A 12977-nucleotide genomic window follows, 5' to 3' on the forward strand; every position below is an offset into this window, starting at 1 on the left:
GCACCCCACGCGGGGGAATACGACACGGCCCCACCCCGTTGAGACGCACATAGCTCAAAATTGAGCTACTGAGAGGAGCCCGTCATGCCCGCAATCACCGCCGACACGCTGACCTTGCCGCGGCTGCGCGCCGCAACCCCCGAGCAGACCGAACGGCCGGTGAAGTCGGTGACCACCGGGCCGCGCGGCTTCGAGGGTGAGGGTTTCCCGGTGGTCCGGGCCTTCGCCGGGGTGTCCAGCGCCGACCTCGACCCGTTTGTCCACATGGACCAGATGGGTGAGGTCGACTACGAGCCGGGCGAACCCAAGGGGACGTCGTGGCACCCGCACCGCGGATTCGAGACCGTCACCTACATGATCGACGGCCGATTCCAACACCAGGACTCGACCGGGGGCGGCGGACTCATCGAGAACGGCGCAACGCAATGGATGACCGCGGGAGCGGGCATCCTGCACATCGAGACCCCGCCGGCCGAACTCGTCGATTCCGGCGGCCTGTTCCACGGCATTCAGCTGTGGGTGAATCTGCCGGCAGCCGACAAATTCATCAGCCCCAAATACCAGAATCTCGAAGGCGGCCAGGCCGCTCTGCTGACCACCGAAGACGCCGGCGCCCTGATCCGCATCATCGCCGGCGAGGTCGACGGGCATGCCGGACCCGGCTCGACCCACACCCCGATCACGTTCGCGCACGCCACCGTGTCGCCGGGGGCGCGACTGTCGATGCCGTGGCGCCCGGACTTCAACGCGCTCGTCTACGTGCTGTCCGGCCGCGGGACCGTGGGCCCGGACGCCCGGCCGGTCCGCCAGGGCCAGTTGGTGGTGTTCGGCAAGGGTGACCGGATCACCGTCGGCGCCGACGAGGGCCAGGACTCGAACCGTCCGGCACTGGAACTGCTGGTCCTCGGCGGGCGGCCGATCCGCGAGCCGGTGTTCCAATACGGACCGTTCGTGATGAACACCAAACAGCAACTCATCGAGGCCATCGATGACTTCAATGCCGGACGACTCGGTGTCATCCCGCCGGATGCGCTGATGCCACACACCTCGCGGTGAGTGCCGCACCTTCGGCGAGCGACCCGCGACGCGAGGCGTGGCAGGTCTTCATCGAGACAAGCGCTCGCCTTCAGACCGTCCTCGACGACGACCTGAAGGCGAGTGCCGGCATGTCCCTCGCCGACTATCAGGTACTCCTGTTGCTGCACGACGCGCCGCGACAGCGACTCCGGATGCGGGATCTCTCCGAACACCTGGTGTTCTCGACATCGCGACTGTCATATCAGATCGACACACTCGTACGCCGCGGCTGGCTCGGCCGTGAGCGGGCCGACGAGGATCGACGCGGCAGTTACGCCGTGCTCACACCCCGTGGCGCCGAGGTCTTCCGGAACGCCGCCCGGGACCACGCCCGGTGTGTCCGAACACTGTTCATCGACGCCCTGTCCGAGACAGACGGTGTCGCCCTGCTCGACATCATGACCCGGCTGTCGGGGCACATGTCGTCCCAGCACGAGACGGGAGGCCGACGATGATGCAGATCATCCGGTCCGCCGAGCGTGCCCATTGGTGGAACGAGTGGCTCGACTCTCGCCAGTCCTTTCCCGCCACGGGCAATTTCGACCTCGCCGCCAATGCACACGGTGTTCTACTCGTCCACAACGACGATCGTGTCGACGCAGGCGAAGGCCTCGACATGCACACCCACTCCGACACCGAGATACTCACCTGGGTACTCGAAGGCGTTGCGGCGCACCGGGACTCCACCGGTCACGAGTCGCTGATCCACCCCGGCGAGATCCAGCGGATGACGGCCGGGCGCGGAATCCGGCACAGTGAACGCAATCCGGCCCGCCGCGACGAGGATCGACCGTTGCGCGTCATCCAGATGTGGATCGCCCCCGACACCGCAGGCCTCGATCCCGGATACGAGCAACGCGACCTGACCACCGAACTGTCTTCCGGTGAGCCGGTTGTCGTGGCGTCCGGGATGCCCGCCGACGCCGACGGTCCGGGCGTCTGGCTCGCGAACCACCGGTCGGCACTGGTGGCCGCACGACCGCGAGATGATCGCCCCATCGAGTTCCCGGCGGCGCGGTTCGGACATCTGTTCGTCGCTGCCGGAACCGCATCCGCCGACGGCATCGGGGTCCTCTCGGAAGGCGACGCGGTCCGTCTCACCGGGCACGGAGAAGTCCGCCTCCGCTCTCAGGAGAACGCCGAGCTCCTCTATTGGGCGATGGACGCCTCGGTGCGCTGAGTCAGCGCAATTGCGGCGCAACCTCGTTGGCGACCAGCTCGAGGTGATCCAGGTCGCTCAGGTCGAGCGTCTGCAGGTAGATCCGGCTCGCGCCGGCAGCGCGGTAGCTCTCGATCTTCTCCACCACCTCGGCGGGGGTACCTGCTGCACCGTTCTCCCGGAGCTCGTCGACCTCACGGCCGATCGCCGCCGCGCGACGTGCCAACTCCTCCTCGTTGGCACCGCAGCACAAGACCAGCGCCGCCGAGTAGGTGATCGAGTCGGCGGAGCGTCCCGCATCCCCGACGGCCGCGCCGACCCGCTCGAACTGCGCCCGGGCCTCGTCGACGGGCTGGAAGGCCGCATTGAACTCGTCGCCGAAACGAGCGGCCAGTGCGGGCGTGCGCTTCTTGCCGGTACCGCCGACGATGATCGGTGGTCGCGGCGACTGGGTGGGCTTGGGCAGCCCGGGTGACTCGCTGATCGGATAATGCCCACCGGGATGGTCGAAGGTCTCCCCGTCCGGCGTGCCCCAGAGGCCGGTGATGATCTCGAGGCTCTCCTCCAGCCGGTCGAACCGCTCGCCGAGCGGCGGGAACGGGATGCCATAGGCACTGTGTTCGGCCTCGAACCAGCCGGCACCGAGTCCGAGTTCCACTCGGCCGCCACTCATCTGGTCCACCTGGGCGACGGAGATCGCGAGCGGGCCAGGATAGCGGAAGGTCGCCGACGTCACCAGTGTGCCGAGCCGGATTCGCGAGGTGTCGCGCGCCAGGCCGGCCAGGGTGAGCCAGGCGTCGGTCGGACCGGGTCGGCCGTCGACATTCATCGCCAGGTAGTGATCGCTCCGGAAGAAGGCGTCGAAGCCGAGGTCCTCGGTGGCCTTCGCGATCCGCAGTAGATCGTCGTAGGTTGCGCCTTGCTGGGGTTCGGTGAAGATTCGCAATTCCACGGTGCCAACCTACGCCCACGCCGTTCAGGGCGTCAGCGACGGCTCATCCGAGGTCGACAGGGTCAGGACTGCCTCGACGATGCTCTCGTGTTCCTCGATCTCACGCTCCACCTTCCGCAACTGGACGGCCAGATCGTGTTCCGCGAGGTCGCCGGTCATGTCGACCGCAGCGACCAGGAAGTACTTCATCGGACCCACGTACTCGACGTGCAGGTAGGTGACCCGGTCGATCTCGGCGCGCCTGAGCAGCGCGGTCAGGATCTCGGTCCGCGTCGCGGGCATCGCCGACTGTCCGAGCAAGAACTCGCCATTGCGCTTGATGAGGAACACGGCTATGAAGCCGAGCAGGATGCCGACCAGGATCGATCCGATCGCATCCCACACCGCCTGCCCGGTGATCTCGTGGAGGGCCATGCCTGCGGCGGCGATCGCCAGTCCGACCAGGGCCGCGGCATCCTCGAAGAACACGGCTCGCAACGTCGTGTTGGACGTACGGCTGACGAAGCGGAGTGGATGGATCGAGAAGCGCGCACCACCAGCCGAAGCCTGACGGATCGACTGAATGAACGAAACACATTCCAGCACTGCGGATATCGCCAGAACGAGGTATCCGACGAGGTAATTCGCGTCCTCCTCGGGCTCGGTCAGCGCAGAGATCCCATGCATCACCGAGACCACGGCTCCCACCGTGAACAGGCCGAACGCGGCGAACATCGACCAGATATAGGTTTCTCGCCCGTAGCCGAACGGATGTCTCCGGTCACGGTCGCGGGCGCCGCGGCGCTCGGCGATGAGCAGGAAGACCTCGTTGCCTGCATCGGCCCACGAGTGCGCGGATTCCGCGACCAGTGACGCCGAGCCGGTGATCCCTGCGGCCACGGTCTTGGCAACGGCGATCAGCACATTCATCGCGAACGCGATGACGACCGTCAGCATGGATTCACCGGCCGAATCGTCTGACGTGCCGCCCGGTGACTCCGTCGCATCCTTCGACATGCATCGATGGTCTCACGGCGCATTGTGCGGGGACGGACATCTGCCACCCATCCATGCCTCCATCGGCTCCGAATCGCTGCGGTCAGCCACCCGCAACAGAGGAGTCACCATCATGCGTTCTGCCACCCGCACCGTCCTCGGGATCATCATCGCCGGGGCGGGCGCCGCCGGTATCTCGCTGGCTGCCGCACCGGCCGCCCATGCCGCGCCGGAGGTGTGTCCCGGTCTTCCCGGACAATCGTCGACAATGCCGAACTGTCAGGTCGATTCCGGCCCGACCGGACTCACTCTGGCGGTCACCGATGGGGGCGGCAAGGCCGCGGTGACCGGCGACAACTACGCCGGTCCGGCCGCGATCGCCATCGGTAAGGGAGCGACGGTGACGATGACCGGCGTTCGGCCGGGACTGGCCATCGGTATCGCCGGACCGGGCGCCACCGTCGTCGTCGACGGTAAGAACGGTCCCACCTGCACCGGCGGCGCCGCATTCGCCGGGGACTTCCAGACCTGGAAGGGCTGCCGCTCGTGAGTTCCTGACCGACCATCTGCCATGACACATGTCATGGCAGATCAGTGACATCTCCGCCAGGAACTACGCCGTCGGTCGTCGCATCGTGGAGACATGACACACCTGGCACTTCGATCCAACGGGCTCACCAAGACCTTCCGCGGCGCCGATCGCACCCCGGTCGCCGCCGTGGATCACCTCGATCTCGCCATCACTCCGGGTGAGGTCGTCGCCTTCCTCGGGCCCAACGGCGCGGGCAAGACCACGACCCTGGACATGGTCCTGGGTATGACCCGGCCGGATTCCGGCGAGATCGAGGTGTTCGGGCTGCCGCCGCAGCAGGCCGCACGGTCCGGACGCATCGCTGCGGTGATGCAGACCGGTGGTCTGCAGCCGGATTTCACCGTCGAAGAGACAGTGCGAGTCGTCGCGGCACTGCACGGCGGTTCCGTCGATCCGGCGGCCGCGATGGCACGCGCCGATCTCGCGCACATCGCCGGCCGGACCGTGTCGAAATGCTCAGGGGGCGAACAGCAGCGGCTCAAGTTCGCGCTGGCGCTGCTCCCCGACCCGGACCTGATCGTCCTCGACGAGCCGACCGCAGGCATGGATGTCGAGTCCCGCCGCGCCTTCTGGGCAGCGATGCGTACCGACGCCATGCATGGGCGGACAGTACTTTTCGCGACCCACTACCTCGAAGAGGCCGACTCCTTCGCCGATCGGATCGTGATGATCTCCGGTGGGCGCATCGTCGCCGACGGCCCGACCGCCGACATCCGCGCACGTGCAGGCGGCCGGGTGGTCTCCGCAGTTCTCGACGAGCCGGACATCGCCCGGGTCCTGGCCTCCGTGCCGCACGCCACCGAGGTCGAAAGACGCGGCGGACGTGTCTATCTCGGCGCGCAGGATTCCGACGAACTGGCCCGATTCCTCCTGACCGACACCGCAGCGCGAGACGTCGAGATCAGTGCCCACACCCTCGAAGACGCCTTCCTCGAACTCACTGCCTGACCGAATTCACGGAGAACCACATGACCACCACTTTCATCTCACCCACCTACCTCATCACCGATGTACGTCGGGTGCTCCGCAACCGCCGTGCCATGATCTTCACCGTTGTGGTGCCCGCCATGCTCTATCTGGTCTTCGGTGCGACCCAAGGGGATCGGAACGACTCGGTCGGCCACGGCAATGTGGCGTTCTATGTCCTCGTCGGCATGGCCGTCTACGGCGCGATCCTGGCCGCCGCGACCAACGCCGCCTCGGTCTCCCTCGAGCAGCAGAACGGATGGACCCGCACCTTGCGGATGACGCCACTGCGGCCGCGTGGCTACGTCGCGACCAAGGTCGTGGTCGCGATGACCATGGCGGCACTGCCGCTCGCGGTGCTCGCCGTCGTCGGTGCGCTGACCGGCGCGACGGCATCGGCGGCCGTCTGGATCGGCTGCCTGACACTCAGCTGGATCGGGTCGTCGGTGTTCGCGGCTCTCGGCCTCACCATCGGCAGCGTGCTCCGATCCGACGGTGCGATGCAGGCACTGGGTGGCGTCCTCGCTCTCCTCGCCTTTGCCGGAAACGTGTTCGTGCCGCTCAAGGGCACCATGCTGACGGTCTCCGAGTTCACCCCGATGTTCGGCGTGGCGACGCTCGCCCGGTATCCGCTCACCGGCGGTGCGACCGTCTACGGCGAGGCGGTCCCGTTGATCGTCTGCGTGGTCAACATCCTGGTGTGGGGGACGATCTTCGCCGCGGCGGCCGGATTCTTCTACAGTCGCAGTACGGCCCGGCAGTGACTCCCCTTCGCAGCCGCGACGGTTTCCGTCATCCGCGACGCCATTTCGTGGTCGCGGATGACGGAAACCGTCGCGGCTGGGGTGGGAGTCGGCGAGACAGGAACGACGAGACGATGCCCGGAAGGCAACGATGGTGGACGCCGTGGCGCGATATGCGCTGGGCGTTCGGCGCCGTCTGGCTGATCTTCCTGATCTACCCGTGGGTGGCGGTCGCCACCGGCGACATCTCGACCGGGCAGAAGGTCTGCGGCTATCTGCTGATCGTCTCCTTTGCGGTGATCTACGTTGTCGCGTGCGTGTACTCGCTGATGGCGCGCGAGCGCGAGGTCTCGATGCCGTTCACGATCGGGGTGTTCGGCCTTCTGACCACGATCGGCGCAGCCCTGCTGCCGATCATCGGCGGCGGCGCGTTCGGGGTCGTCCCGTTTCTGATGGCCATCGCGGCGTTCACCTTTCCACCGATATACGGCGTCGCCACCGTGATCCTCTTGATCGCCGCCGCGGTACTGGTCGGTGAATGGATTCCGGACTGGGCGGTCGATCCTGGCACGGTCGTGGTGATGGTGGCGGTCGGGATGACGCTGCTGGGCATCCGCGTGCTGCGCGGCCGGGAGATGGAACGCGACGCCGCCGACGAGCGTCAGCGTGAACTCAACAATCAACTGGCGGTGGTCGCCGAGCGCGAGCGCGTCGCACGCGACGTCCATGACATCCTCGGCCATTCGCTGACGGTGATCACCCTCAAATCCGAACTCGCCCAACGGTTGGTGGACCTCGATCCGGAGCGGGCGAGAAAGGAACTCGGCGAAGTGAACATGCTGTCCAGACAAGCCCTTGACGAGGTGCGTGCCACCGTCGGAAATCTGCGTTCCCCCGATCTGGCGAGCACGATCGCCGCCGCCCGCAGCGCGCTCGACGCGGCAGGGATCGCGGTGTCGGTCTCGTCCGACGACCGCTCCAGCACCGCTCACGACACCCTGTTCGCGTGGCTCCTGCGCGAGGCGGTGACCAACGTGGTGCGCCACTCATCGGCGACCACGTGCACCATCACCCTGCGCGACAACGAGATCGAGATCCGCGACGACGGGCACGGGATGAACGGCTCCGGGTTCGGCAACGGGTTGCGCGGCCTGGCCGAGCGCGTGGAGGATGCCGATGGCGCTCTCACCGTCGACTCCGCCGCCGGCGGGACCGCCGTCCGGGCGGTGCTGCCATGAGCGAACCGATCCGGTTGCTCCTCGCCGACGACCAGGCCCTGGTGCGGGGTGCCCTCGCCGCGCTCCTGGAGCTCGAAACAGACCTCGACGTCGTCGCCGAGGTCGGCCGGGGCGACGAGGTCGTCGTGGCCGCGCGCGAACACCGAGTGGACGTCTGTCTGCTGGACATCGAGATGCCGGGAATGGACGGCATCGAGGTGGCCGCCGCCCTGCGGTCCGAGTTGCCCGACACACGAAGCCTCATCGTGACGACGTTCGGGCGGCCCGGCTATCTTCGCCGCGCGATCGATGCGGGCGCGTCGGGGTTCGTGGTGAAGGACACCCCCGCGTCCCAGCTCGCCGACGCGGTTCGTCGGGTCCGCCACGGGCTCCGCGTCATCGATCCGATGTTGGCGACCGAAAGCCTCACCAGCGGTGACAATCCCCTCACCCCACGAGAGACCGAGGTGCTACGGGCCGCCCTGTCGGGAGCGACGGTGGCCACCATCGCCGCGCGAGTCCACCTGTCCGCCGGCACGGTACGCAATCATCTCTCCTCGGCGATCGGCAAGACCGGCACGAGCACACGTGCCGAGGCGGCTATGGTCGCACGCGACCATGGCTGGATCTGATCTCGCCGCGGGGGTCAGCTCACGAGACCGCGGACATAGGCCGCCTGCCCCACGTGCTGTGCGTCGTCGTCGACGATGCTGATCAAGCGGACACCGAGAGTCACCGGCGGGTCCCAGCTCTCGTCGATGACACGGTCGAGGTCGTCGTCGGTGAGCGCAGCGAGGTACTCCACGCTGACGTCGTGCGTCGCGTCGTAGTACTCGCGGAGCAGATCCGGCTCGGCAACCACCTGCCCGACCTCCTCGGAGGATTGTCCATATCCTGAGGCGGACGGCGGGAACGGCAGTCCGAACCGCTCATGGAATCCCGCCGACGTCCAGACCTGCTCGGTACCTGCGACATCGGCGATCTGCGCATCCTGCGCCCGGGTCAGGTGCCAGACCAGCCAGGCGATGGTGTTCGCCTCCGGTGTGGGGCGGTGGACGAGTTGGTCCGCGGTGATGCCGTCGAGCACCGCATGGACATTGTCGGATACCCGGCCGAGGCCGTCGATCAGAACGTCGATGGATCGCATATCTCCACTTGTACTCCGGTGCCGCGGCGACCACAGCGGGTCGGGACGTCCGGTTAGGTTCTCCGTGGGCGCAAACCTGGCGATCGGCTCGACGGCCGCGGACCATCCCACGGGTGTCTGAACAGTCATCCCGCCCGATCCGTTTCAATGCCTTCGACATGAACTGCGTCGCGCACCAATCCCCCGGCCTCTGGCGCCATCCGGACGACCGGTCCTGGGACTACAACACCCTCGACTATTGGGTGGACCTCGCGAAACTGTTGGAACGCGGCGGTTTCGACGGCTTGTTCATCGCCGACGTCCTCGGCACCTATGACGCCTACGCGGGAACCGACGAGGCAGCCATCCGGCAGGGCGCCCAGATCCCCGTCAACGATCCGCTGCTGCTCGTCTCCGCGATGGCCCACGCCACCGAGCATCTCGGCTTCGGGATCACCACCGGCACCGGATTCGAGCATCCGTACCCGTTCGCCCGGCGGCTCTCCACCCTCGACCATCTGACCCGAGGCCGCATCGGTTGGAATGTCGTCACCGGCTACCTGCCCTCCGCCGCACGCAACATGGGCGACGAGAATCACCTCGAACACGACAGCCGTTACGACCACGCCGACGAGTACCTGACGGTGCTCTACAAGCTGTGGGAGGGCTCCTGGGAACGCGACGCCGTGCGCCGCGACCGCGAGAACGGGGTGTTCGCCGACCCCGCCAAGGTGCACCACATCGGGCACCGAGGTGAACACTTCACCGTGCCGGGAATCCACCTGGCCGAACCGTCGCCGCAGGGGTCACCGGTGATCTACCAGGCAGGCGCCTCACCCCGCGGCCGCCGGTTCGCCGCGCAGAACGCCGAGGCGATCTTCGTCGCCGCGCCGACGAAGGACATCCTGCGTGAGGTCGTCTCGAAGACTCGCGACGAGCTGGTCTCCGCCGGCCGGGGCCGTTACGACGCACGGATCTACACACTTCTGACAATCATCACCGATGCGACTCCGGAGGCTTCGCGGGCCAAGGCACAGGAGTATCGCCGGTACGCCAGCGACGAGGGCTCGTTGGTGTTCATGTCCGGCTGGATGGGGATCGACCTGGCGTCCTACGACCTCGACGAGCCGATCGGCCACGTCGAGAGCAACGCGATCCAGTCCGCAGTGGCCGCATTCCAGCAGGCCTCGGACACCGGCGGCGAATGGACGGTCCGCGACATCGCTGCGTGGGGCGGCATCGGCGGTATGGGCCCGGTCCTGATCGGTTCGGGCGAGGAGGTGGCCGACGCCCTGCAGGATTGGGTCGCCGAGACCGATGTCGACGGATTCAACGTCGCCTACGCGGTCACTCCCGGGTCGTTCGAGGACATCGTCACCCATGTCGTTCCCGCGCTCGAGAGGCGCGGCGCGTACGACCGCTCGTATGTTCCGGGCACGTTGCGGCACAAGCTGTTCGGCCGGGGCGACCTGCTACCCGACAATCATCGAGGGGCGGCGCACCGGATTGACGGACCGCTGTCGACCGTCGACGACTCGGCCCGCTACATCGGGTCAACCGCTCGGTGACCGCGTCGATCTGATCCACGAGGCCGTCGACGACGTGCACGGCCGCTCCGGCGAATGGGCACACCGCGCGAAACCGCATAGGGTGTCGTCGTGAGTCATCCCGGACACGGCCACGGACATTCCCACAACCTGTCGGAAATCCCTGCTGTCCTCTCGCCCATCGCCCGCTGGATCGTGATCGTCAGCCTCGCCGTCATCGGCGTCGGCGTCGTCGCAGGAGCGGTGGTGTTGTGGCCGTCGAGCAGCGACCACGCGATCCCGATGCAATTCCGTTCTGCGGACGGCGGTTCCATCCGCGCTGTCAACGGTGAGGTCGTCGGGCAGGTTCGGGCGGATTGCCTGAATCCGCTGGCGGGCACCGCACAGGACAGTGCCGAGTTCCAGATCGAGGGGGTGACCGACCTCGGGCCGTGCATCCAGAGCACGGTGCGGATCGACAGCGGCAGCGATGAGGGGCGCTACACCCTGCTCGAAGTCCCCACCAACCGGGCGCAGTCGGGCACCGAGCCGGGTGCGGTCACCCAGTCGCGAGGGTCGCCGGATCAGCCCCAGGCCGGGCAGCCGACGCTGCACACCGGGGACAAACTCCGCCTCAGTGTGGTTCCCGGTCCCGACGGCAACCCGCGCTATACGTTCTTCGATTTCAACCGGACCGTTCCGACCCTGGTGTGGGCGTTCCTGTTCGTCGCCGCCATCGTCCTGGTGGCGGCGTGGCGTGGTTTCCGGTCGATCATCGGACTCGCATTCGCCTTTCTCGTCCTCGGTGTGTTCACGTTGCCCGCCATCCTCGATGGCGAATCACCGGTGGCGGTCGCCGTGGTCTCCTCGGCAGCCATCCTGTTCGTGGTGCTCTACCTGGCTCACGGCGTGAGCCTCCGGACGAGTTCGGCGTTGCTCGGCACCCTGATGTCACTGATGCTGGCCGGGCTGCTGAGCTGGCTGGCGATCGACACCATGAACCTGACCGGGTTGTCGGGCGATCAGACAACCAATCTCCAGGTGTACCAAGGCAGTATCTCGATCAGTGGGCTGTTGCTGGCGGGGTTCATCATCGGCACGCTCGGTGTCCTCAACGACGTCACCATCACGCAGGCGTCGGCGGCCTTCGAACTCGCGGCCGCAGGCGAGTCGACGCGACTGGGCACCTTCCGCGCCGCCATGCGCGTCGGCCGCGATCACATCGCCAGCACCGTCTACACACTGGTGTTCGCGTATGCGGGCAGCGCACTCCCCCTGCTCCTGCTGTTCTCGGTCGCCCAGCAACCGTTCGGTTCGCTGATCACCACCGACGCGGTGGCCGTCGAACTCGCGCGATCGTTCGTCGGCGGCATCGCGATCGCACTCTCGGTGCCGTTGACGACGGTGATCGCCGCGGCATTGGCCCGACCGGCAGGACGCGCACGCGTCGCTGCTGCGCCGGCACCGGCCGCACCCGCCCGCACGGCCGCCCGGCCGACGACGCCCGCGCCGGACAGCGGTCGGCGACGCGTCCGCGATCACCGTGCGCAGCAGATCGAACCGGTGGAGCGGCCGTCGTCGGTGATCTCGACCGGTCGGCACGCAAAGGTCGAGGACGACTGATCAGCAGCGTCCGGTGGGCAGGGTGGCGAGATTGCGGTCGATCCAGTCCCCCACCCGATCGAGCATCGCGATACCACTGGAGAAGGATCCACTGCGAGGCACCGCGGCCATGGACACCGCGACCTGCCCCCGGGTGGTGCTGATGATCCCGAGTTGCCGCACCAGATAACCGGCGGAGGCGGACGTCGCCGGTCCCCAGCCGCCCTTCACCGCCGTCACAGCACCCTGTTTGCGGCCGATCTTCGCGATGCCCCACTGCTGATTGGCGGCGACGGAACTCATCAGCCGGACCACGTGCTCGCTCTCGGCGAGGCATGGCAGATGTGCCGCGAATCGGGCCTGATCGGCGAGCGCCCACGGCGTGTATCCCGGGTAGGACGGCGGATTGTCGGCCTCGGAGGTCACGGCGGTCCGCAGGTCGTGCCCTTCGCGCAGGACCTCCGTCACGGCATCCACCGAGCTTCGACCACCGCCGAGCGATCCCCACAGGTCGCCCGCCGCGTCGTTGTCCGAGAACGTGATCGCCTTGTCCTCCTTCACCGCGACGGCCGCGCCGTTCTTACGTTGTGCTGCCAGTGAGACCGGCACCTTCAGGGTCGACCATGCTCGCCCCGACGTCAGATTTCCCATGGTGATCGACTGGTCCGTGCCAACAGGGGTGATGGCCAGCCCCAACGAGCCCGGCAACGTCTTGCGCATCGACTTCTGCAACGCGGCGAAGCTCTTCGTCAACTTCTTCTCCACCGGGACCGGTGGCTCGAGTAGTCGCGCGATCTGCGCTGGGAGCGGCGGCAACTGCGGTGGCCACCACGGTGGCGAAGCGGCGGCAGCGCTCGACGTGCCGACGACCACCGAACACACCACAGCCACTGCGGTGAGGCTCACAATCAATTTCACACGAGTCACTTCTGTCTCCTGAGTCACATCAGTAACAGAAGGATAGGTTCAAGATTCAGTGACTGCCAGCCATGATGCGAAGTTGTAGTCTTTCGCGAACAGAAATGGAGGCGCCTTGGCGGCA

14 protein-coding genes are annotated in these 12977 nt (G+C 67.1%); 10 read left to right on the forward strand and 4 right to left on the reverse strand.

The window, feature by feature from the left end:
* Window positions 1-84 precede the first annotated feature (84 nt).
* From IDF66_RS16150 to IDF66_RS16160, 3 genes are read left to right on the forward strand one after another with little or no spacing between them, the layout of a single operon-like run.
* Window positions 85-1056 carry a pirin family protein gene (locus IDF66_RS16150; protein ID WP_190267732.1) on the forward strand — a complete coding sequence of 324 codons (972 nt, stop codon included), beginning with the start codon at window positions 85-87 and terminating at the stop codon, window positions 1054-1056.
* Window positions 1053-1532 (forward strand): MarR family winged helix-turn-helix transcriptional regulator, encoded by a 480-nt coding sequence (locus tag IDF66_RS16155; RefSeq protein WP_190267733.1) that lies wholly within the window; start codon window positions 1053-1055, stop codon window positions 1530-1532. Before IDF66_RS16150 ends, IDF66_RS16155 begins: the two co-directional genes overlap by 4 nt.
* A complete protein-coding gene (locus IDF66_RS16160) occupies window positions 1529-2257 on the forward strand; it encodes a pirin family protein (RefSeq protein ID WP_190267734.1) in 729 nt (242 codons plus the stop codon). The genes IDF66_RS16155 and IDF66_RS16160 overlap by 4 nt, the downstream gene beginning before the upstream one ends.
* Before the next feature lies 1 nt (window position 2258).
* Here the strand turns inward: IDF66_RS16160 and IDF66_RS16165 are convergent, their stop codons facing one another.
* Complete coding sequence (locus IDF66_RS16165) at window positions 2259-3188, reverse strand: LLM class F420-dependent oxidoreductase (protein WP_190267735.1); 930 nt, start codon at window positions 3186-3188, stop codon at window positions 2259-2261.
* A gap of 24 nt (window positions 3189-3212) precedes the next feature.
* Window positions 3213-4184: a cation diffusion facilitator family transporter gene (locus IDF66_RS16170; protein WP_223309710.1), complete on the reverse strand. Its 972-nt coding sequence runs from the start codon at window positions 4182-4184 to the stop codon at window positions 3213-3215.
* Between the two features lie 112 nt (window positions 4185-4296).
* Between IDF66_RS16170 and IDF66_RS16175 the strand changes: the two genes are divergently transcribed.
* The 5 genes from IDF66_RS16175 (at window position 4297) to IDF66_RS16195 (ending at window position 8313) form a co-directional block, all read left to right on the forward strand.
* Entirely contained in the window at window positions 4297-4713 is a 417-nt protein-coding gene (locus IDF66_RS16175) for a hypothetical protein (protein WP_190267736.1), read from the forward strand.
* 93 nt (window positions 4714-4806) lie between these two features.
* Window positions 4807-5703 (forward strand): ABC transporter ATP-binding protein, encoded by an 897-nt coding sequence (locus tag IDF66_RS16180; RefSeq protein ID WP_190267737.1) that lies wholly within the window; start codon window positions 4807-4809, stop codon window positions 5701-5703.
* Window positions 5704-5723: 20 nt separating this feature from the next.
* The gene (locus tag IDF66_RS16185) at window positions 5724-6485 is read left to right on the forward strand and encodes an ABC transporter permease (RefSeq protein WP_190267738.1); all 762 of its coding nucleotides are present in this window, start codon (window positions 5724-5726) and stop codon (window positions 6483-6485) included.
* 113 nt (window positions 6486-6598) lie between these two features.
* Window positions 6599-7702, forward strand: a complete 1104-nt coding sequence (locus IDF66_RS16190) for a sensor histidine kinase (protein ID WP_190267739.1) — start codon at window positions 6599-6601, stop codon at window positions 7700-7702.
* Window positions 7699-8313, forward strand: coding sequence for a response regulator transcription factor (locus IDF66_RS16195; protein WP_190267740.1), 615 nt, complete (start codon window positions 7699-7701; stop codon window positions 8311-8313). The genes IDF66_RS16190 and IDF66_RS16195 overlap by 4 nt, the downstream gene beginning before the upstream one ends.
* Before the next feature lie 14 nt (window positions 8314-8327).
* Here the strand turns inward: IDF66_RS16195 and IDF66_RS16200 are convergent, their stop codons facing one another.
* Window positions 8328-8828: a mycothiol transferase gene (locus IDF66_RS16200; RefSeq protein WP_190267741.1), complete on the reverse strand. Its 501-nt coding sequence runs from the start codon at window positions 8826-8828 to the stop codon at window positions 8328-8330.
* A 113-nt stretch (window positions 8829-8941) separates the two neighbouring features.
* Between IDF66_RS16200 and IDF66_RS16205 the strand changes: the two genes are divergently transcribed.
* Window positions 8942-10375, forward strand: a complete 1434-nt coding sequence (locus IDF66_RS16205) for an LLM class flavin-dependent oxidoreductase (RefSeq protein ID WP_317628729.1) — start codon at window positions 8942-8944, stop codon at window positions 10373-10375.
* A 90-nt stretch (window positions 10376-10465) separates the two neighbouring features.
* Window positions 10466-11956 (forward strand): YibE/F family protein, encoded by a 1491-nt coding sequence (locus IDF66_RS16210; protein ID WP_190267742.1) that lies wholly within the window; start codon window positions 10466-10468, stop codon window positions 11954-11956.
* Here the strand turns inward: IDF66_RS16210 and IDF66_RS16215 are convergent, their stop codons facing one another.
* A complete protein-coding gene (locus tag IDF66_RS16215; protein WP_387999972.1) occupies window positions 11957-12862 on the reverse strand; it encodes a hypothetical protein in 906 nt (301 codons plus the stop codon). It lies immediately after the preceding gene.
* Window positions 12863-12977: the final 115 nt, after the last annotated feature.

This window comes from Gordonia hankookensis, from assembly GCF_014673215.1.
GTDB classification, from domain to species: domain Bacteria; phylum Actinomycetota; class Actinomycetes; order Mycobacteriales; family Mycobacteriaceae; genus Gordonia; species Gordonia hankookensis.